Consider the following 18,066-nt stretch of genomic DNA (forward strand, 5'->3'; position numbering starts at 1 on the left):
CTAATAACCTTTCATATGAAGCTCCTTCTGCTGGACTTTCGATATCTCGTCTTAATACTCTCATTCATATCAACGGCCATGTATCTTCAATGTAAAGGTTTACTGCTCCCACTGAACACTCCCGAGGACCGTGCTTTCACGTACCTATTCTTCTCCCCCGTTGTCATACTTCTTTCAATGAACTTCCGTCCCGAAAAGTTTGGAAAAATATTTGGGTTTATTCCAAAAACGATATTAATAGAACTCTTGAAGACGCTCATCAGCTTCGTCTCAATACTCCCGATATACATATCGCTACTACTCATGACGTCAAAGCCCGTCTCTATTGTCGCCCTAATTCTTCTGTCAAGTTTCCTCTTTTCCACGTTTACCTACCCCTCTTTCAGACTTGTGGCATTTATTGTCGGTCTTTGTTTAGCCTTTTTGGACTCTTTAGCAATGCTGGCATCTTATCTTGGGATAGCTATCTTGGTGTTTATTGGGCCCAAAGTGTACGAAAGAATTATCGACGTGTACTTCCTTGCCAGTTTCTACACAACGACGTTGGGAAGGCTACCTCGCCTTCTTATCTTCCTTGCTGGCATTGCGATAGGCTCCTTAGTAGGCTACGTATCTAACTCTGGATGTTTAGTCGTTTATGGCCCGGTTTCTTTCTACCCAGCTTGTCCTCCCGACTTCTTTGTTTTGCCCAACTTTTCTTGGCTGTCAATCCTTATTACTGCACTTGGCACGGTACTCTTCCTCGTGAACACCCTCCTCTGGAAATTGTTGCTCATTCCCGACGCTTACCTTGACTCCTACTTTACCTACCTCCACAAGCTCGTTCCGGAAGGTTACCTGAGGAGATCCTCAAAAGAGCTCTTACTCTATGGAGCCTCGCTCCTGACAATATTCTCGTTTTATGTTCCTAGCTTTCTAATGGATACCCTACCTCCCCAAGATATCGTTGAAGTGGCATTCCAGTTGGCATTTTTCAGAACTATCCTTGTGGCCGTGCTTCCAAACATCGAGAAAGACGTATCCTTCACACTTTACTTAAGCCTCACATTCCTCCCATACTTCCTACCAAAGCCCCCTATGATTGAGAAAACTGCCGCTAAAGCCTTTGCCACATTGCTTATCCTGTCAATTCTACCATTAATATGTCATGTCAGAATGAGCGGAGGTAGGGGTACATGAAAGCATGTCAAGCAAATTCAATCTTTGACTTTGTTAAAATTTTAACGCTTTACATTGGCTATGTCGTGGCAATCTTGGGGAGTGTTTTATTAGTTATAGCGGCGATTGCTGTCGGTTCTGGAGTTATTGGGATGACGTATGTAAGATGTTATGTGCAATTTGTTGCTTTTCGGGTTCTCTTCCCTATTATTGTATCAATGTACGTGCACGAACTGTTCCAATATTTGCCAATAAACGCACAAGTTGTAATATACCGAGAGAGAATGGCATTTGTATGGAGGCCAATGATTGAAGTGTCCCAAAACAGGCTATATGTTTCCACCTTGCTTGGAATACTTGGTCCCTTTCTGATAGGCCTATTCCTGCTGGTATCTAACAATGGCCTCGAAGCATTACCATTCTTAGCTATTTCACTCTCACCGATTTTAGGGAAGGTGATGGAGGATGGGCCTTGAGCTGAAAGAGCTCTCTGTCGGTTATGATAGGAATCTCCCAATTCTTCAGGACATAGGGTTGAGGATTGAGAAGGGGGAAGCAGCCAACTTTTATGGATATAATGGCATAGGAAAGACAACCCTGCTAAAAACTGTGGCAACGTTCATTAGGCCATTGAAGGGTCAAATCCTCTATGAGGGGAAACCAATAACGAATTTCAGGAGGAGGATATTTTTCCTCCCGGAGACTGTGGATGTCCCCAGCAGGGTGACCCCGATAGAATACGTAAGGGCCGTTGCGAGCCTTTATGGAACCAGAGTTGATGAAAATAGGGCGTTGAAGGCCCTCAAAACCGTCGGCGTCGCAACTCCAAGGGTTCCGCTTGGGAAGCTCTCACAAGGCATGAAAAGGAGGGTCCAGCTCTCCGCTTCCCTCCTTGTTGAAGCCGAAATATTCGTCCTAGACGACCCACTCGTGGCGGTGGATGAAGAATCAAAACACGAGCTCCTCCAGACTATCCTGGAGAGCCTCAAAGAGAAAGGCGTTGTGATAATGTCCTCGCGCGAAAAACTCCCCTACTGCGAACTAAACGTCGACCTCAAGGAGTTCAGAAGGTAAAGCAAAAACTATCCCCTCTAGAGAGGCCAGTGTATATGCGGAGATTTTTTTTACTTATTAATGTAGTAGTATATTTTTAACTAAATTTTTCAGCTTTAAACTAAACGAGGAAGATTTACGCACTATTAACCAACAAACAAAAGATTTATATACTATCGTTGAAGACAACTCTTGAGGGAGGTGACATGAAGAGGTTCAGCAGTCTGTTGATAATACTTCTAGTCGGGATGGCCATCTGGACTAGTCCAGCCATGGGGTATTCTCACGTAAGTAGTGCCATTCTTGGAAAGTTCGTCGACACGGCAGACAGCGTGTCATACGCAGACATATCTATCACCGGCGGGTACGGGAGCGCCTATCTTACGTTCAAGGTGGTGATTTCTGGGGATTATGGAGCCGCTGCCGGAGCAGCATCAGGATATAATGTTATGATACTCCCGAATGGGGATGTAACGTTCAGCCCAATGTATCTACTTCAGGTGAGGAGTAAGGACTACGATGGAATCGAGAAGAATGTTAAGTACTTCAAGACATGCTACTGGTTAAAGAAGGCCAGCTATAGGACCAGCTATGGGTATAGAGTTGATGCAGTGGCATATATAAGTGTGGAAAGAAAAATAGAGCACGCCCTTTGGTTTGATTCTATTGAGCGCGTAATATACAACCCCTACGCCGATGTAGGCGGTAACGTTTACATCCACATGTGAGGGGGAAGATTTGTGAGGAAAGTTTACTTTGTTTTCGCTTTTTCCCTTTTGTTGCTACTCCCCGCACTGGCCGCGAGCAGTGCCCTACAAGATGATGATAAGTGCAAAATAACGGGAAAAATAATGGTGACGGCACTTAATCAGACCGATTCCCACACTTACAAGACCGTTCCGTTTGTTGTTTCTGGGGCTAGGGGAAATGTCGTTTACGAAGGTGATGTCAGGATAATAGAATGTCGGGATTTGGGAAGCTCAGTAAACGTCACCGTGGAGCTCACCGTGACTGAAAGAGATGAAGACCTTCGCCAATTAATTGACCTACACTATCTCAATCCAAAAATAGCCAACAAAAAATTCATGTTCAACTTCATCGTTGACAAGAGAACCAACACGTTCGAGCTCAACGGGACAAGGGTTTTGTTCCCGTTCTACCTCTTCAAGGGCGATGACTTTAGACCCTTCCACATCTTTGAGTTCCTCAAGATGGAAAAGGAGAACAGGATAAACGCCTATTTAGGGGATAACACCAAGGTCATCATACGTGATGCAGTAATCCTTAAATCAACAAGGGACTTCACGTACGTTTTCTGCTCTGGGAGCATTACGGGAAACATAACCTGCGAGGATCCTGTGCCTGTGCGATATACAGAGCTCGTGACGAAATCTTCGTACGTTGCTGGAGCGAATCTGCTGTATCCCAGAGACCCCTTTGGACTGCACGATGGGCCTGTTCTACTGGGCTTTCAGCTAATACCCTCGGACGAAATCATAGAGGTGCTGAAGGCCAGCGATTCTACAAACAAAATCTTCTGGGTTGTCCCCGTTGGAATCTCTGCTGGAATTGGGCTGCTAATCCTGAGGAGAAGGAGGTAAGGAGAATGAAGCACATAGCCCTTGAAATCAGATCAAATCCAGGAATCATCGCCCTGATGGTTCTGGCTCCTTCCCTGATTTTGTACGTTGCATGGAATGTGTTTCTTAACCTTGACATGCCAAGCGATGGTGGAGCCGAACTTGCAAAAGCCGTTCCCTCCTTCGAAGTAGAGAGAGCCCTTTCTGAACTCCAAGCCTCTTTAGGATCATTCATTCAAGATGTTGCAATTGAACAGTCGGAAGCCTTCGGCAGAGGCATTAAAACGACCCTCATCGGGGTATTTCTTGTGATGTCAATCCTCACCGCCCTAACCTTCGGAAAGGCTATCTCGACTGGAACGATAATCCATGACATAGGTCTCGTAAGGGATAGGAGAAAGGTGTTCATCTTCAGGCTGGCACCTCTCATCATCTACTCCATCCTTCTAGCCTCTATTTTAACCATAGGCTTGGCCTCTATCTTCCCGCTTACGGGTGTAGATGCCACAAAGTCCGACATTATGAATCTGCTCATAGCTCTTATGCTCTCTTCCTTCTGGGGAATTTTCCTATCGGCGATTTTGAGTACCACATCCAAGGAGTACGCATATTCAATCTTGGGCTCTTTCGCCGTAGCCGGTATTTTCCTCGCAATAGAAGACGTTGGAGAGGTCCTTTTTCCTTTCTTCAAGCTCCTTATCTGGCTCTCGAGTTCAGGACAAGAGCCCATGGGTTCCTGGGCGACAATCGGCCTTTCGCTCTTTATCCTCTCTCCTGCCCTGGCACTAAGAACGTTTGAAAGGGGGGATTACTATTGAGGAAAGGTCTCTGGATTGTTTTCATGGCGTCAGCTGTGCTATTTGCCCTAACGCTCTCAGGCCTCTTTTATCAGGCCTCAAAAGAGAATGTGAAGATAAAATTCCTTACTTTTGCGAACGAGCATGGTCCGTATCCCCTTTATTCAGTCTGCATGAAGGAGACCATCCTCCCCTTTGCTGGCGAATATACGATAGAGGGGCCCAATGCAACAGTGATAACTGCCGAGGGAAAGTTCAATGAAAGCTTCACGACAAAGCTTAGAGGAGTTGGAGTCACGGCGGTGCTAAGAAAGGATGGAGAAACTGTCATCACATTAAAACCAAGGGTAAAATTCCCGCTCCTCAACCTGGCCACAATAGTAGTGATAGGAGGTGTCGTGGGCTATGCTCTTAGAGTGCTCAAACTTGAGTAAGTCATATGGGAGTGTCAAGGCACTCGACAACGTGAGCTTCACTCTCGAAAAGGGCCTCTCCTTTATTCTCGGCCCTAACGGTAGCGGAAAGACAACCTTCATCAAGATAGTTAGCAACATAATAACCCCCGATTCGGGGGAGATAATGATACTCGGAAAGCACTACCTTGACCTTAAACCTAGCGAGATAGCTTTTTCATTTGAAAAAACGGTGTTTCCGCCTTCGGTCAGGGTCATTGACTGTCTCCACGCGGTTGGGGAGCTTCGGGGAAACGACAACACCGATGAGATAATTTCGCTCTTCGACCTCGAAAGTGTTAAGACGAAAAAATTCCGCGAACTTTCTCAGGGTTACAAGAGGAGATTTTTGGTTGCGAGCGCCTTTGTTGGCTTTCCAGATGTCGTTTTCTTGGATGAACCCTTCAGCAACGTCGACATAGTGGCAAAAAAGAAGATGATGGAAACATTCATCGAACTTAGAAAAGAGATTAACATAGTCGTCGTTTCCCACGTCTTTACGAACCTCAGCGAACTCGACAGCCTCGTGGTGCTATACAACGGTAAGGTCATGAAGAACCTAGGTAAAGATAAGTTACGTGAAATCCACGGATTTAAAGCGGTATTTGAGGATGGAACAGTTGTTATTAACGACGTGGAAAAGGTAAACCGACTAATTTTCTCCGGTAAGCGGCTGACCTCAATTGAACCACTATCCCTCGAGAGATGGCTCATGGAACTGTTTTAGCTGTCTAAAGAGGCTACAAGAAATTTGAATTCAAGAGTTCTGGGGCCGGGGCCGGGATTTGAACCCGGGCTACGGGATCCACAGTCCCGTGTGCTAGACCAGGCTACACCACCCCGGCCGCGCTCAGCCTTAGCTTCTGGGATATATTTATAAAGTTTTCGCCAGAATCCCGGAAAGAAGGCCCCTGGAAACGCTTAACCTTTGAAACCGCTCTTAGGAATGACTTCAGAAATCTCCGGGAGGAAAATAGGATGAAGGCTAAGAGGGAAGCCCTCCTGGGCCTTTTGAGAGCCATTGAGGAAGGCAAGGTTGACGAGGACATAATATATCTGCTCCTCCTCATTAACTCCATAAAGGGCGTCTACACGACCTCTTCCTGTTCGGGGAGGATAGGTATCATAGAGGAGCCCGCCCTCGGTGCTAAACCTCTCTCTCGCTGGCTTGTCAAGGTTCACAGGCCCCTGACCTTCGAGGAGGCGAAAGAAGCCCTAATGAGGGCAGAGAGGGGGCTGATATTCCTCAAGAGCCAGCCACCCATATTCCACGTTGTCTCTGAGAATCTCGAAATCGCGAAGAAGGTTCACGCCCTCGGTCTCGCCTCGGGCTTCAAATACACAACCTTCAAGGCCATATCAAGCCGCTATCTGGTCGAGATAAACGGAACCGAGTACCTAACGGTGCCCCTTGGGAGGGATGGGAAGGTCTTCGTGGACGATGAATATCTTCTCTTCGCCCTTGAGGTAGGAAACGAGATGCTGAGGAGAAGCAAGGAGCGGCTTCCCCGCCTTGAGGAGAACTTCAGAAAGCTAAAGGAGGAGCTGGGGGAGGACGAGCTCTTCAGAAAGCTCACCAGGTGATAAGCTGCCAGTCGAGGAGGCCTGTCGCTGTAATGTAAGCCCACTCCCTCATGCATTCATGCTCAATATCTAAGTGCTTGACATCCTGTGTCGTCGAAAAACGTCTTATCGCCCTAGCCACTTCTCTGTCACATAGGCCGCAGTTGTGAGGTCCTCTCGGTGAACCGGCCCCGACAGGGTCGCAGAGGAACCTTTTCTCCGGGAACTTTTCCTTCGCCCATTTCAGCACCTCGATGACGCTCCAGAGCCAAGGTGGCCTGTATTCATTCCTATCCCAAAGCCTTTCGTAGATGGTTCCCTTCTGGATGTTGGTAAGGTTTATGGAGAATGTGTCGGTATAAGGAGCAGCCCTCTCTATGCTCGCCTTGATGTCCTCAATGGCGTCCTTCTCCCCCAGGAACGCCGGCTTAAAGAGCAGGTAAGTCTTGACGAACGCGCCTGCCCCTCTTATTCTCTCGCTCGCCCTCACGAAGTCCTCGAAAGTGTTCCCCTTGTTTATGGAAACATCTGCCACGTCATCGTTGGCCGTTTCAAGGCCTATAGCAACTTCAAAGTGCTTCCCCTCTACCCTCTTAGCTAGTTCCCTCACCCACTCCTCCCTCACGAGCTCGCTCCTGGTCTCTACCACTACCTCATAAACGTTGTCCAGCTCCGCGATGGCCTCGAATATCTTGTGCCTCGTCTCCCTCCCGACCTCAGCCGAGTCAAAGAAAGAGCCAGAGGTGAATATCCTGACGGCGAAGCGGCCCTCCTTTCCCCGTATCTTATCGAGTGCCTCCAAGAAATGGCCAAATATCCTCTCCTGGCTCGTCTCCTTCGGGGCCTGAGCCGGGTAGGAGCACATGTAGCAGGCCTTACCGAACCGGTAACGATAGCAACCTATCGTGGGCAGGATCACGAAGAGAACCTTCCCGGGCTCGCCAGCTACATTGTCCTCGCTCACCCAGTACATTCCAACACCCGATTCCCTTAAGGAACGCCGCTTAAAAGGGTTGCCATTGACCATAGGCCTTCGTGTCCACTTGGATGACCTACACTCACAGGCATTAAGGCATGTGATGGGCAATGGACATACTTGAAACACTCCTCAACATCATTGCTCTGGGCTCTTTTGCCATGGTTATTGTGCCCCTTGTCCTCGTGCTTGGCACACGGCATCTTCCCCAACCACTTCTCCCGAATCCGGCGATCCTCCTGCCTATAGGTCTCATCCTACTCGTAGCGGCCCGGCACTTCCTCAGCGAATGGTACGGCAAGGTGCCCATCTACGTTGTCGAGGAGTGACCCTTTCCCCCTTTTTCTTACCACAAAATTTAACCGAGCAGATACCCTTATTCTCCCGGTGGTAGCATGGGACTGCTCGAGGACAAGGCACTGGTAGAGGCAGCCCTCTTTGTGGCCGGACGACCCCTGAGCCTGAAGGAGCTCTCGAAGGCCCTTGGCATAAAATCGCTCGAATACTTGGAGAAGCTGATAGAACTTATAGCGAGCGAGTATGAGGAAAGGAAGAGCGCGATCGAAGTAGTAAAGGTCCTCGGAGACAAGTGGGTTATGCAGTTGAAACAAGAGTACTCCCAGAAGGTCATCCACTTAATGCCCAAACCCGAGCTCAGGGCTGGCGAGCTGAAAACATTGGCGCTCATCGCTTACCTTCAGCCCGTTGAGCAGAGCAAGATAATAAAGCTACGCGGAAGCCAGGCCTACGAGCACATAAAGAAGCTCCTTGAGATGGGCTTGATTTATGCGGAGCCCTACGAGAGGACCAAACTCCTTGGCACAACGCAGAAGTTCGCCGAGCTCTACGGCTTCCCCGAGAATGATCCCGAGCTAATCAAGGAAGCCTTCAAGAAGGTAATACATTCAGAGTATGCTGACCTGATGGAAAAAATCGAAAAGAACAACCGAAAAGACAAAAGAGAAGAAGCTTAAGGGAGCGAAGCCGGAATTCTTCCCTCATCCCTCCCTGTAAGTGAACGTCCCGTTGTAGATTCCGACCCCGGTGTATAGACCAAAGACCGCATATCCATCTTCGTTAACATGTCCCCAGCCGGGAATCACATGGCACAGGCAGTTAGGATCATAGGGAAAAATCTTATCAAAGATGACCTCCGTCCCGCTAAAGATTAAAACCCGGCCAAAAGCAGGAGACCCGTCCCCCTGCGGCTGCTCGAATCCCAGAATTGTATAGTTTCCCGCCGACGACACGAAAACGTTCCTCTTTGGCCATGGATTTTCGCCGAGGCTTAGTTTTTTGATGAGCCCTTGCTTGCCAAATATATAAACGAAATCATCACCAACCCAGCGCCTGACAAAAGACATCTCACGAGGTGCTGAATAAATCTCAACGACAAAAAGATAATTGCTGGTGTTAGAAATAAGAATTTGAGGATAACTTAAACCCTCTTTACTGGACATTTCCGACCCGTAATTGATAGTCCAATAGTAATAGTAAGGGTGTTTTAGCTCATAACTCCACAACAATTTCCCCTCATAACTACATACAACCAAGCGCTTTACATTCACTGTAATTATTTTGTTTAAGACCGTTACATTAGTCTCATATCTAGTTATATTCACAATGACAAAGGGAACGTTCATGGTCCTTGTATCCTCAATAGATGCCACGAATCCCCAGGTAAAGAAGTAAGCACTGGATGAGTTTATCCTGTACGTTTTCCCATCCCCTACTTTAACGTAATAACCCCTAACCCTTATGTACAATCCTTTATTTTCTACAGCCCGCAATACTACTGTGCCGTCAAATTTACCAATGACTTCAAAGTTTTCCTCGTTGACTTTCACTAGAGCCATAAGAGGACACTTATCATTTGAACTTCCTTTGTTAGTCCAGTCTGAGTATGCTACAAAAACCATTAGGACGAAAGCAATAAGGGAAAATACAAGAAGGCTTCTTTTCATCCCCACTCCCCCACTCCTTCAAGTCTTTCCTGGTGATATATATTTGAATATAAAGTTAAGGAAATCCCTGTTTCGCTACCTCCTCCGAAAGATCTACTTGATAACCATGGGTATTGAGAATAAAAAGGAAATCCTGCAAGTACTTTTATTTTCTGACCAATAATCTTGTAGAGCCCTCCATCCTGATCATCAGGGTAACTATGTATCTCGTCGGACGGCCACGAATCTATTGAAGGGTAGTAAGTAGCCTCGCTCCATAGTTCAAACTTAATGTATCCTGACTCTACAGGAGAATTATCGAAGTAAACCGTTGTTTGATCTCTCCTTATCCAATCAGCATATCCCTGAATAAAGTACTTTACATGGATCTTTTCAATTTCACTAGCTGTTATTCCGTACTCTCTAGCAAGATAACTAAGTATCCAATCTTTTACGCTAAAACGGTCTCTATATGTCGTCCATATGAATGTGTAAACCGTTCCATCGTACAAAATCGCTGAAGCGTACGTTCCCACAAAATAACCCGATCTAAAATATAACGTTGCAGGGTCTCGACGCTTATTGGTAATTTTATTCCCATAGTAATCATAGATATTATCTATTGTCCAAGTGGGGGGATCACTAATATATAGTGGGGATACTAGGCTCTTTAATTCCTCCCCAAGTATTACTTTCGTTAATTCAGTAGCAGTATTGAAATCGAGGTCTATCCCTTTCATTTTTGCTATTTTTTCAAGATCAATACCCTCTTTCTTAGCAAAATCTATTAGGAGCTCCTTTATACCCTCGTAAGACATACGCTTCATCGTCTTCCATGTGTACTCACTCAGATAGTTAAAGAACTCTCTCATGTCCACGCCATTCTCTTCAGCAAACGTATAGTGCCCGAAGTTTAAGCTCTCTCAAACCAAAATGCTCCACCTCCACTGTAAACGTTTGATTACCAACACGCACCTCCTTAACCTCAGTAAACCCCCTAAGTGGAAGGGTAAGCATCGTACTCCCCATGCGTAATTCCACCATTCCTTCCATGTTGTTCTTATCGCTTGGTGCTCCCGCAACCACAATTCCTATCACTGCTCCCAAAACTAACAACCCCCACAGTAATTCGAGTATCTTCCTCCCCATAGTTAGTACCCCCTACGAGATTTTACACATTATACTTATGAAAACTTACATATTATAAGTTTTATTGTTGTCTTAAACATTCTAAACCAGTGTTTAACATTGTTTTTTGATGTCAAAGTTACGATAATGCGAGGGGATTCGGACACTAACCCACAGCCTCTTCCTAAACGAAGAGCTCCAGCCTCTCATTCAGGTTTAAAGCATCGTATGTCCAAAAACTTAAATACCTCAACTCCAGCATTACTATTCAGGTGAGTGGTTATGGGCGTGCTTACCAAAGAGGACATCGTCGAAAGAATCCGACAGATTAAAAATATGAGCCCGCAGGAGATTGAAGCTAAAATCTGGGAACTTATGAAAGAACATAACATTTCTGAACATGCTGCCGCCTTACTGCTCGCCGAAGAACTCGGGGTTTCTCTCAGCGAAGGCGGAGCACTCATGAAGATAGGGGACCTCGTCCCCGGAATGACCGACGTCAACATAGTGGGGAGAGTCATAAAGAAGTACCCGCCCAGGGAGTACACGAAGAGGGACGGGAGCGTCGGAAGGGTAGCCAGCCTTATAATCTACGATGACACCGGCAGGGCAAGGGTCGTTCTCTGGGACGGAAAGGTCGGCGAGTACTATGAAAAGGTTCAGATCGGGGACATCGTCAAGGTTCTGGACGCCCAAGTACGGGAGAGCCTTTCAGGCCTGCCGGAGCTACACGTGAACTTCAGGGCGAGGTTGATAATAAATCCCGATGACCCGAGGGTTGAGGACATACCTCCCCTTGAGGCCGTGAAGATAGCCACCTACACGAGGAGACCCATAAAAGAGCTCAGCGACGGCGACAGGTTCGTGGAGGTAAGGGGAACTATAGCCAAGATATACAGGGTCCTAGTCTACGACGCCTGCCCAGAGTGCAAGCGAAAGGTAGATTATGACCCCGGAATGAACGTCTGGATATGCCCAGAGCACGGTGAGGTTCAGGCAATGAAGATAACCATACTCGACTTTGGCATCGATGATGGAACCGGCTACATAAGGGCCACCCTCTTTGGCGACGACGCGGAGGAGCTCTTGGGAGTGGGGGCGGAGGAGATAGCGGAGAGGCTCAAGGAGCTTGAGGGGATGGGAAGCACCCTTAAGGAGGCTGCAAGGAAGCTCGCCGAGGAGGAATTCTACAGGCTCGTAGGCAGGGAGATAATCGTCAGGGGCAACGTAGTCGAGGACAGGTTCCTGGGCCTAATCCTCAGGGCCTCAAGCTGGGAGGAGGTCGACTATACGAGGGAGATCGCAAGGGCGAGAGAGGAGCTCAGAAAAGTCCTGAAGGAGGTGCTCTGAAATGGAGGTTACGGTGAGAAGAAGAAGGCCGGCGGTAGAGAAGAAAATTGCCGAGATAAACGAGAACGATACGCGGGTCTCGCTAATTGGCAGGGTCATAAAGGTCGACAAGCTCGAATATATGTTCTGGCTTGATGACGGGACGGGCGTCGCGGTAATCGAGAGCGAGGCCGAGCTCCCCAAGGTTGGACAGACGGTGAGGGTCATAGGGAGGGTAATAAGGAACGAAGAAATCCATATATACGCGGAGGTCGTCCAGGACTTCAGCGATGCTGACTTGGAGGCTCTCGAAGAGATTAGGGAGCTGGAGAGGAAGGCCCTGCCCAGGCTCGAAAACGAACTTGTGTGGTGGTCTGAATGAAGAAGCGCTTACCCGCAACTCGGGTTTACATCAGGGATATCCTCGAAGGCTTTTTCGTAAGGAGCGAGGGAGATTTTGAGCCCAACTATCTAATAACAAGAGACGCTCGCAAGATATACAGGGCAAAGATCGTGGGAACGGTCGTCAGAGAACCGGTCATAGCCGAGGACGAGACCTATGGGAAGTTTCAAGTGGATGATGGCACCGGGGTTATCTGGGTGCTCGGCTTCAGGGACGACACAAAGTTCGCGAAGCTCGTGAAGAAGGGCGATCTTGTCCAGATAATAGGCAAGATAGCGGAGTGGAGGGACGACAAGCAGATACTCGTGGAAGGCGTCGCTAAGGTTCACCCCAACATGTGGATACTCCACCGCTACGAGGCACTTAAGGAAAAAGTTGAGCACGTTAAAAAGGCTAGGATAGCTTTTGAGCTTTACAACCAGTACGGCATAACGGCCAAGGCTAGGGTCATAGCCAAGAACAAGGGAATCCCCGAGGAACTCTTGGAAACGATAGACGAGCTCTACGCCATAATGATGGAGCAGAGGGCAAGCCTTGAAGAGCCCGTCGAGGAGTTCATAGAGGAGGAACTTGATGAAGGGAGAGAAGAGAACGAGGAGCTTGAAAGGGCCAAGAAGGACATCCTTGAGCTCCTAAGGAACAAGAAGACAGCTCTCTCACGGAAGTATATTTTGAAGAAGCTGGGGGACAAGTACGACGAAGAGACGATAGAGGACGCCTTAGCCGAGCTGCTCGTGGATGGCGAGATATACGAGCCAGAGGCTGGCTACTACAAGCTTCTCGAGTAGGCCCCAAACTTTAAGTATTTTCTCGCCTAAGATTGCTTGGTGATGAGACTATGGAGCAAGGCCAAGCCAACCAGCTCGTAAATAAGTTCGTTGTCTCCCTTACAGAGGGCAAAATACTTGGTTACGTTACCGACATAAACGTTGAGGTAGAGGGGAACCAATTCTACTTTATCCTCAAAATGAAATCCTTAGAGAACCTCTCAAGGGGAGAGTTTCATCCAAGCATGTTCTCCTCCGAGAATAAGCTGAAGATCAAGCCTACTGACATCGTTAACGTCGGGCCCGACGTCATAATCCTCGGAGATGGGAAAGTTCCGCCCTTGAGGGAAGTGGAAAGGCTCGCCCAGATAGCGGAGGAGTACAACTCCCTAGTCAAAGAGCTCGAGCTCAAGGAGAGAGAAATAGAGCGACTCAAGGAGGAGAATAAAAACCTCGAAAGGGAGATTGAAGAACTCAGGAGGAAGCTGAAGAGGCTCCAGATAATAGAGGACGACTTCGGCCACCTCAAGGAGCAGTTGCTCAAGCAGGAGGGCCAGCTGGAAATGGCCCGTGAGTACATAAAGCTCCTTGAGGGCCTCAGGCACGATATAGACGCCATGAAGGCCAATATAGAAACCCTCATGTCCGGATACATAGAGGATACCGTCAGGAGAATAGTGAACGAGGAGCTAAACGCAAGGGGGCTCAAAAAGACGATACTTTAGCCGAATATCTGAGGGCCGAACACGTGGAGGAATATCTCCACCGCTATGAAAACGAGGACTATTGCGACCGCCCCCTTTGGGCTAACCTTTATTGCCTTCGTATCCTCGTCGAAAAACCTCATGAGACCGGCTCCCGTTGGTGGTAGAGTAGTTTTCTCCTTCGCCATGTTACCTCCCCTGATAGGGTGGGGAGTCGAATATAAAAGGTTTTCCCAAAGCTTATAACCGTCCGGCCCCGATAATTATCGCCCCGGGGAAACCGCGGGGGAGTAGCTTAGGCCTTAGCCGGGCCATGACTCCCCTTCGCTCCCCCGGGGTACATCACTCTTCGTCCTCCCTATAAGGTGCCGTTATAACCTTCCTTATTTCCCTCGCGATCTTCTCACCTATTCCCTCCACCTGCATAAGCTCAGCGACACTGGCCGTGAAGACCCTCTCAACGCTCCCAAAGTGTCTTAGCAGCCTCCGGGCAAGGGTTGCGGAGACGTAAGGTAGGCCCTCAACTATGAGCCTCTGCCTCTCGGCCAACGTCAGGGCCTTCTTCTCGCTCCTCAGCCTCACATCCTTCTTCCTCTCCTCTTGCTCCCTCCTCGCTATCAGGAATATGAACTGGGCAGTCTCCTCCGGGGAATACGAGAAGAGCACCGGAACACCGAAGTCAACCGTCACGGCCGCAAGCGCCCCCCTTATGGCGTTGGGGTGGACGTTCCTTATACCGTAGAGCTGGCCTTCCACTATGAGAAGAGGTCTTGGATACGCATCTTTGAGCCTTTTGACTTGGTCGAAGAGGCGACCGTCGATTATTGACTGGAGGAAGTCGTTGGCTGATTTCCTCTCTATGCCGACGTCTTCGCTTACGACATAGTCGGCGACGTCAAGAGTCTTAACCTCAATCTTAAGGCCCAGCTCCTTTAGCTTCTTCACTACGGGGCTCTTAAGCTCCCTGCTATCCACGTAAACTATGATGCCCCGGCCCCTCCTCTCCTCAACCTTCCACGCCTCCTCTCCCCTCTCCTCCTTCTCAGAAGGTTTCACGAAGACCTCCAAAGAAGTCTGCCTTTCCCTCCTGAGCATTTCGTTCACCCTCTTTATCGTCTCGACCATGAGTCTCTCTTTCTGCCGGGAGCTCCAGTAGTAAGCTTCATCCCGGGTTCCACGGGCCATCAGGATTACCACCCGTCCTGGCTTGTGTCTCCCTGTTCTCCCTCTCCTCTGAACGCTCCTTATAGCAGAAGGAACGGGCTCGTAGAAGACGACCATGTCAACCTCAGGAACGTCAAGGCCCTCTTCGCCAACGCTTGTAGCAACTAAAACGTTAAAGTCTCCCCTCGCGAAGGCATCCAAGATCGCCTTCTGCTCCCTCTGGCTCATTCCCCTATCCCCTTCTCGACTCGCTTGCCCCACGAAGCGCCTAGCCTTTAGACCCATCCTTGAAAGCTCTTCTACGAGCTTCTTTGCAGTCTCCCTGTAGTTCGTGAAGACTATAACCTTCGATGCCCGCTTTTTATCTAGTTGCTCCCTCAGGAGCTCCTTGAGCTTGTCTATCTTCGGATGGTCGAGGCCAAGTTCTCTAGCCTGTACGAGTAGTGATATCGCCTTCTTCATCCTCATATCCCGGAATAGCTCCCTACTGGCCTTTATTCTCCCGGCTTTGGCTTCTTCGTAGAGTTTTTTCAGGTAAACCCTGAGGGCGGAAAGACCCTGCGTCTCCAGAAGCTCTATGGCGTGGTGAAGCTTTAGGGCCATGGCATGGTAGAGAAGAAGCCGCCCGAGGTCGTGGTTGCCCTTGGCAATTTCCTCACCTATTATCTGGCCGGCCCTGAGGACCTCCTTCTTGGGGAGGTCGGGCGATGGCGAATCTATAAGGCCAGCCTCCGCTAGGGGCCTTAGGGCGTCCTGGAGCATGTCGCGGAGAAGCTTCCTGACTTCTTTATATAGGGGAGGGAGCTCGACCTTCACCCACTCGAACTTAATCCCATGGACGTAAGGCCTGACGTCCGGAGAATCCTCAGTCCTAACCTCCACATGCTCTATGCCAAGGTTCCTTATGACTTCCATTATCTTCTCCTCACTGCTACCGGGGGAAGCTGTAAGCCCGATTACGAGGGGATTCCTCGCCTGCCTCCTGTACTCCTTCGCTATAAAGACGTAGGCGTAATTGCCGACTGCCCTGTGAGCCTCATCGAACACGAGCAGAGACACGTCCTCAAGGTTTATCCTTCCAGTGAGAAGGTCGTTCTCAACCGTCTGCGGGGTCGCAACGATTACTTTCGCCCTCGCCCAGGCTCTCGCCCTCTCCTCCGGCCCCATCTCGCCTGTGAGGGCTACCACCTTCTCAGGGGGAAGATTAAAGAGCCGCCTAAAGCTCTCGGCGTGCTGGAGAACGAGGGGTTTCGTCGGTGCGAGCATAAGGACCTTACCGCCATACTTTGAGAGCCTGTAGTCGGCTATCATCATGGCTATCAGGGTCTTGCCGAGGCCGGTCGGAAGGACTATCAGGCAGTTACGCTCCTTGCACCGTGCGTAGATGACCTCCTGGTAAAGGCGGGGTTGGATTAAGTCTTTGCGGAGGAGCATCGATGAATCTCCTCATGGAAGTTAATAAAATCATCGGAGGGCCTCAAGGATTATCTTGAGGAGCTCCTCGCTGTTGACGGCCACTATGTCTATCCTATCGGTGGCACTAAAGCTGATCTTTAGCTCTCTTCCCTCTGCATCCCTGACGAGGGCCCCTGCCTCTCTCGCGATTATAATGCCTGCAGCCACGTCAGTCGGCCTCACGTATCTCCTTACATCAACGACGGCATCGAGCCTGCCGGAGGCAAGATAAGCCAGCTCAAGTGCTATCGCACCAAGCGTTCTCGTCCTCTTAACCCTGCGAATTAACTCTCCTCCCCTTTCCCTTGTGTAAAAGCTTATCGAGGCCTTTCCATCGAACTTCCTGACCCTTATCCTTCTTCCATTCAGATACGCCCCCCTGCCAGGTATTCCTTCGTAGAAGCGCTCCACTATGGGCTCGTATATGAAGGCGTATATCGGCCCTTCCTTCTCGAACACCGCCATACTAACAGCGAAAAAAGGTATTCCGGAGATGAAGTTATAGGAACCATCCAGCGGATCAACTATGACAGTATAGTCGCTCCCCTCGTTTAATACACCCGTCTCCTCCGTAACCACGTTTACACCCAGCTCTCCCAGGTAACCCAGGATGATGTCCTCAGCCACCCTATCGACGAGCTTCGTCTCATCCCCGCTCGGCCCCCTTCCCACGAGCTTTCCGGCCTCTGGACTCCCGAAAAGGGGCATTACGGTTTCCTCGAAGGCGCTCACTATGTCAAAGGCAACCTTCCTCCACCATTTAGCTTCCAATTTCACACCCCCATGAGCATTCTGAGGAGGTTCCGGGTTCCGGGGGCAAATCCAAGGATGAATATGACCATCCTTACGAAGTCCAGCAACTCCTTGTCCTCCCCCTCCCTCTCAAGCTCTCTCATCAGCCAGAGGGCCACGTAAAGAACGGTAAACTTGAGAGGATACATTACGGCCGCAGTCCCCGTGAGGGCCATGAGGAATCTAGGGAGAACGTGTTGCTCCCAGTAATTCATGAAGTCGACACCAACGAACGTCGTAGTGGCATCGTAGAAGTGGACGTAGAAGAGGTAACTGTTCTCTCTCACAAGGGAAAGCTTCTTTGAAAGAGCATAAACTGCAAGCTCTGCCACGGCGAGGGCGGGTAGAAAGTACTTAAGGACGGCCCAGTTAAAGTCAACATCTCCCCTCGCGAGGAGGGCCGCGAGATCAACGGCTACGAGACCCCAGCCGAACCAGAGAAATACCCTCCTCCAGTCCTCAAAGAGCCTATGGGTTACAAGGAGGGCCGAGAAAGTTATGACGAAGACTAAAAAGTATATGCCCGGCGATACTGTGAGGTAAGTTCGAGGATAGACGCCAGCATCTGTAAGGGCTCTCGTGAAGGCTCCAAAGACCATGTAGGGGATTAGGGCCCTGAAGAAGGCGTTATCGTATTTTATACCGAGCCTATTGAGGACCCTGTAAACGAAGAGCGTGGCAACGCCCAGGATGATCGCGTAGGTGAGGGTGTTCACGACGTTGTAGCCGGTGTTATATCTTATTGGGTCTATGAAGTACCGCTGAAAAAACTCCTCCAGCATTTCACCACCGGGGAGAAATT

The 18,066-nt window shown here is 49.2% G+C and carries 23 protein-coding genes and 1 tRNA gene; 15 read left to right on the forward strand and 9 right to left on the reverse strand.

Annotated features, from left to right (window positions below; genetic code table 11):
• Nucleotides 1–15: 15 nt before the first annotated feature.
• From PYCH_RS06255 to PYCH_RS06295, 8 genes are all read left to right on the forward strand, one after another.
• Nucleotides 16–1,179 (forward strand): hypothetical protein, encoded by a 1,164-nt coding sequence (locus tag PYCH_RS06255; RefSeq protein WP_148236207.1) that lies wholly within the window; start codon nucleotides 16–18, stop codon nucleotides 1,177–1,179.
• A complete protein-coding gene (locus PYCH_RS06260; RefSeq protein WP_048058249.1) occupies nucleotides 1,176–1,634 on the forward strand; it encodes a hypothetical protein in 459 nt (152 codons plus the stop codon). Before PYCH_RS06255 ends, PYCH_RS06260 begins: the two co-directional genes overlap by 4 nt.
• The gene (locus PYCH_RS06265) at nucleotides 1,624–2,232 is read left to right on the forward strand and encodes an ABC transporter ATP-binding protein (protein ID WP_013906004.1); all 609 of its coding nucleotides are present in this window, start codon (nucleotides 1,624–1,626) and stop codon (nucleotides 2,230–2,232) included. Before PYCH_RS06260 ends, PYCH_RS06265 begins: the two co-directional genes overlap by 11 nt.
• 185 nt (nucleotides 2,233–2,417) lie before the next feature.
• Nucleotides 2,418–2,939, forward strand: coding sequence for a hypothetical protein (locus PYCH_RS10170; RefSeq protein WP_013906005.1), 522 nt, complete (start codon nucleotides 2,418–2,420; stop codon nucleotides 2,937–2,939).
• Nucleotides 2,940–2,951: 12 nt separating this feature from the next.
• Complete coding sequence (locus tag PYCH_RS06280; protein ID WP_013906006.1) at nucleotides 2,952–3,812, forward strand: hypothetical protein; 861 nt, start codon at nucleotides 2,952–2,954, stop codon at nucleotides 3,810–3,812.
• 5 nt (nucleotides 3,813–3,817) lie between these two features.
• The gene (locus PYCH_RS06285; protein ID WP_013906007.1) at nucleotides 3,818–4,609 is read left to right on the forward strand and encodes a hypothetical protein; all 792 of its coding nucleotides are present in this window, start codon (nucleotides 3,818–3,820) and stop codon (nucleotides 4,607–4,609) included.
• Entirely contained in the window at nucleotides 4,606–5,022 is a 417-nt protein-coding gene (locus PYCH_RS06290; protein ID WP_013906008.1) for a hypothetical protein, read from the forward strand. The genes PYCH_RS06285 and PYCH_RS06290 overlap by 4 nt, the downstream gene beginning before the upstream one ends.
• Nucleotides 4,994–5,767 carry an ABC transporter ATP-binding protein gene (locus PYCH_RS06295; protein ID WP_013906009.1) on the forward strand — a complete coding sequence of 258 codons (774 nt, stop codon included), beginning with the start codon at nucleotides 4,994–4,996 and terminating at the stop codon, nucleotides 5,765–5,767. The genes PYCH_RS06290 and PYCH_RS06295 overlap by 29 nt, the downstream gene beginning before the upstream one ends.
• A gap of 40 nt (nucleotides 5,768–5,807) precedes the next feature.
• Here the strand turns inward: PYCH_RS06295 and PYCH_RS06300 are convergent.
• Nucleotides 5,808–5,885, reverse strand: a tRNA-His gene (locus PYCH_RS06300).
• A 133-nt stretch (nucleotides 5,886–6,018) separates the two neighbouring features.
• Between PYCH_RS06300 and taw3 the strand changes: the two genes are divergently transcribed.
• Complete coding sequence (taw3, locus tag PYCH_RS06305; RefSeq protein WP_013906010.1) at nucleotides 6,019–6,624, forward strand: tRNA(Phe) 7-((3-amino-3-carboxypropyl)-4-demethylwyosine(37)-N(4))-methyltransferase Taw3; 606 nt, start codon at nucleotides 6,019–6,021, stop codon at nucleotides 6,622–6,624.
• Here the strand turns inward: taw3 and PYCH_RS06310 are convergent.
• Nucleotides 6,614–7,576 (reverse strand): archaeosine biosynthesis radical SAM protein RaSEA, encoded by a 963-nt coding sequence (locus PYCH_RS06310; protein WP_013906011.1) that lies wholly within the window; start codon nucleotides 7,574–7,576, stop codon nucleotides 6,614–6,616. The two genes, taw3 and PYCH_RS06310, sit on opposite strands and share 11 nt — an antisense overlap.
• Before the next feature lie 113 nt (nucleotides 7,577–7,689).
• On the opposite strand from PYCH_RS06310, the gene PYCH_RS06315 reads away from it, so the two are divergent.
• Nucleotides 7,690–7,908, forward strand: coding sequence for a hypothetical protein (locus tag PYCH_RS06315; protein ID WP_013906012.1), 219 nt, complete (start codon nucleotides 7,690–7,692; stop codon nucleotides 7,906–7,908).
• Between the two features lie 66 nt (nucleotides 7,909–7,974).
• The gene (scpB, locus tag PYCH_RS06320; RefSeq protein ID WP_013906013.1) at nucleotides 7,975–8,553 is read left to right on the forward strand and encodes an SMC-Scp complex subunit ScpB; all 579 of its coding nucleotides are present in this window, start codon (nucleotides 7,975–7,977) and stop codon (nucleotides 8,551–8,553) included.
• A 24-nt stretch (nucleotides 8,554–8,577) separates the two neighbouring features.
• On the opposite strand, the gene PYCH_RS06325 is transcribed toward scpB, so the two are convergent.
• From PYCH_RS06325 to PYCH_RS06335, 3 genes are read right to left on the reverse strand one after another with little or no spacing between them, the layout of a single operon-like run.
• Nucleotides 8,578–9,543 carry a hypothetical protein gene (locus PYCH_RS06325; RefSeq protein ID WP_013906014.1) on the reverse strand — a complete coding sequence of 322 codons (966 nt, stop codon included), beginning with the start codon at nucleotides 9,541–9,543 and terminating at the stop codon, nucleotides 8,578–8,580.
• On the reverse strand, nucleotides 9,540–10,400 hold the full coding sequence (locus PYCH_RS06330) for a hypothetical protein (protein ID WP_048058250.1): 861 nt from the start codon (nucleotides 10,398–10,400) through the stop codon (nucleotides 9,540–9,542). The genes PYCH_RS06325 and PYCH_RS06330 overlap by 4 nt, the downstream gene beginning before the upstream one ends.
• A gap of 10 nt (nucleotides 10,401–10,410) precedes the next feature.
• Nucleotides 10,411–10,671 (reverse strand): hypothetical protein, encoded by a 261-nt coding sequence (locus tag PYCH_RS06335; RefSeq protein ID WP_048058251.1) that lies wholly within the window; start codon nucleotides 10,669–10,671, stop codon nucleotides 10,411–10,413.
• Nucleotides 10,672–10,932: 261 nt separating this feature from the next.
• Between PYCH_RS06335 and PYCH_RS06340 the strand changes: the two genes are divergently transcribed.
• From PYCH_RS06340 to PYCH_RS06355, 4 genes are read left to right on the forward strand one after another with little or no spacing between them, the layout of a single operon-like run.
• Nucleotides 10,933–12,000: an OB-fold nucleic acid binding domain-containing protein gene (locus PYCH_RS06340; RefSeq protein WP_013906016.1), complete on the forward strand. Its 1,068-nt coding sequence runs from the start codon at nucleotides 10,933–10,935 to the stop codon at nucleotides 11,998–12,000.
• Nucleotide 12,001: 1 nt separating this feature from the next.
• The gene (locus PYCH_RS06345) at nucleotides 12,002–12,361 is read left to right on the forward strand and encodes a hypothetical protein (protein ID WP_013906017.1); all 360 of its coding nucleotides are present in this window, start codon (nucleotides 12,002–12,004) and stop codon (nucleotides 12,359–12,361) included.
• A complete protein-coding gene (locus tag PYCH_RS06350; protein ID WP_013906018.1) occupies nucleotides 12,358–13,170 on the forward strand; it encodes an OB-fold nucleic acid binding domain-containing protein in 813 nt (270 codons plus the stop codon). Before PYCH_RS06345 ends, PYCH_RS06350 begins: the two co-directional genes overlap by 4 nt.
• Nucleotides 13,171–13,220: 50 nt before the next feature.
• Nucleotides 13,221–13,874 carry a restriction endonuclease subunit S domain-containing protein gene (locus PYCH_RS06355; protein ID WP_013906019.1) on the forward strand — a complete coding sequence of 218 codons (654 nt, stop codon included), beginning with the start codon at nucleotides 13,221–13,223 and terminating at the stop codon, nucleotides 13,872–13,874.
• On the opposite strand, the gene PYCH_RS06360 is transcribed toward PYCH_RS06355, so the two are convergent.
• The 4 genes from PYCH_RS06360 to PYCH_RS06375 form a co-directional block, all read right to left on the reverse strand.
• Nucleotides 13,871–14,041: a preprotein translocase subunit Sec61beta gene (locus PYCH_RS06360; protein ID WP_013906020.1), complete on the reverse strand. Its 171-nt coding sequence runs from the start codon at nucleotides 14,039–14,041 to the stop codon at nucleotides 13,871–13,873. The two genes, PYCH_RS06355 and PYCH_RS06360, sit on opposite strands and share 4 nt — an antisense overlap.
• Before the next feature lie 154 nt (nucleotides 14,042–14,195).
• Nucleotides 14,196–16,451 carry a DEAD/DEAH box helicase gene (locus tag PYCH_RS06365; protein ID WP_013906021.1) on the reverse strand — a complete coding sequence of 752 codons (2,256 nt, stop codon included), beginning with the start codon at nucleotides 16,449–16,451 and terminating at the stop codon, nucleotides 14,196–14,198.
• A gap of 30 nt (nucleotides 16,452–16,481) precedes the next feature.
• Nucleotides 16,482–17,243: a bifunctional fructose-bisphosphatase/inositol-phosphate phosphatase gene (locus PYCH_RS06370; protein WP_013906022.1), complete on the reverse strand. Its 762-nt coding sequence runs from the start codon at nucleotides 17,241–17,243 to the stop codon at nucleotides 16,482–16,484.
• A 2-nt stretch (nucleotides 17,244–17,245) separates the two neighbouring features.
• Nucleotides 17,246–18,046, reverse strand: coding sequence for a DUF63 family protein (locus PYCH_RS06375; RefSeq protein ID WP_013906023.1), 801 nt, complete (start codon nucleotides 18,044–18,046; stop codon nucleotides 17,246–17,248).
• Between the last annotated feature and the right edge of the window lie 20 nt (nucleotides 18,047–18,066).

The organism is Pyrococcus yayanosii CH1 (genome assembly GCF_000215995.1).
Taxonomy (GTDB): domain Archaea; phylum Methanobacteriota_B; class Thermococci; order Thermococcales; family Thermococcaceae; genus Pyrococcus; species Pyrococcus yayanosii.

What these genes read in the sequence shown, in the direction of transcription:
- PYCH_RS06260 (WP_048058249.1), top strand. Translation starts at nt 1,176, where the DNA reads ATGAAAGCATGTCAAGCAAATTCAATCTTTGACTTTGTTAAAATTTTA.
- PYCH_RS06315 (WP_013906012.1), top strand. Translation starts at nt 7,690, where the DNA reads ATGGACATACTTGAAACACTCCTCAACATCATTGCTCTGGGCTCTTTT.
- PYCH_RS06375 (WP_013906023.1), bottom strand. Translation starts at nt 18,046, where the DNA reads ATGCTGGAGGAGTTTTTTCAGCGGTACTTCATAGACCCAATAAGATAT.
- PYCH_RS06335 (WP_048058251.1), bottom strand. Translation starts at nt 10,671, where the DNA reads ATGGGGAGGAAGATACTCGAATTACTGTGGGGGTTGTTAGTTTTGGGA.
- PYCH_RS06325 (WP_013906014.1), bottom strand. Translation starts at nt 9,543, where the DNA reads ATGAAAAGAAGCCTTCTTGTATTTTCCCTTATTGCTTTCGTCCTAATG.
- PYCH_RS06350 (WP_013906018.1), top strand. Translation starts at nt 12,358, where the DNA reads ATGAAGAAGCGCTTACCCGCAACTCGGGTTTACATCAGGGATATCCTC.
- scpB (WP_013906013.1), top strand. Translation starts at nt 7,975, where the DNA reads ATGGGACTGCTCGAGGACAAGGCACTGGTAGAGGCAGCCCTCTTTGTG.
- PYCH_RS06285 (WP_013906007.1), top strand. Translation starts at nt 3,818, where the DNA reads ATGAAGCACATAGCCCTTGAAATCAGATCAAATCCAGGAATCATCGCC.
- PYCH_RS06310 (WP_013906011.1), bottom strand. Translation starts at nt 7,576, where the DNA reads ATGTACTGGGTGAGCGAGGACAATGTAGCTGGCGAGCCCGGGAAGGTT.
- PYCH_RS06255 (WP_148236207.1), top strand. Translation starts at nt 16, where the DNA reads ATGAAGCTCCTTCTGCTGGACTTTCGATATCTCGTCTTAATACTCTCA.
- PYCH_RS06295 (WP_013906009.1), top strand. Translation starts at nt 4,994, where the DNA reads ATGCTCTTAGAGTGCTCAAACTTGAGTAAGTCATATGGGAGTGTCAAG.
- PYCH_RS06365 (WP_013906021.1), bottom strand. Translation starts at nt 16,451, where the DNA reads ATGCTCCTCCGCAAAGACTTAATCCAACCCCGCCTTTACCAGGAGGTC.
- PYCH_RS06265 (WP_013906004.1), top strand. Translation starts at nt 1,624, where the DNA reads ATGGGCCTTGAGCTGAAAGAGCTCTCTGTCGGTTATGATAGGAATCTC.
- PYCH_RS06340 (WP_013906016.1), top strand. Translation starts at nt 10,933, where the DNA reads ATGGGCGTGCTTACCAAAGAGGACATCGTCGAAAGAATCCGACAGATT.
- PYCH_RS10170 (WP_013906005.1), top strand. Translation starts at nt 2,418, where the DNA reads ATGAAGAGGTTCAGCAGTCTGTTGATAATACTTCTAGTCGGGATGGCC.
- PYCH_RS06345 (WP_013906017.1), top strand. Translation starts at nt 12,002, where the DNA reads ATGGAGGTTACGGTGAGAAGAAGAAGGCCGGCGGTAGAGAAGAAAATT.
- PYCH_RS06360 (WP_013906020.1), bottom strand. Translation starts at nt 14,041, where the DNA reads ATGGCGAAGGAGAAAACTACTCTACCACCAACGGGAGCCGGTCTCATG.
- PYCH_RS06355 (WP_013906019.1), top strand. Translation starts at nt 13,221, where the DNA reads ATGGAGCAAGGCCAAGCCAACCAGCTCGTAAATAAGTTCGTTGTCTCC.
- taw3 (WP_013906010.1), top strand. Translation starts at nt 6,019, where the DNA reads ATGAAGGCTAAGAGGGAAGCCCTCCTGGGCCTTTTGAGAGCCATTGAG.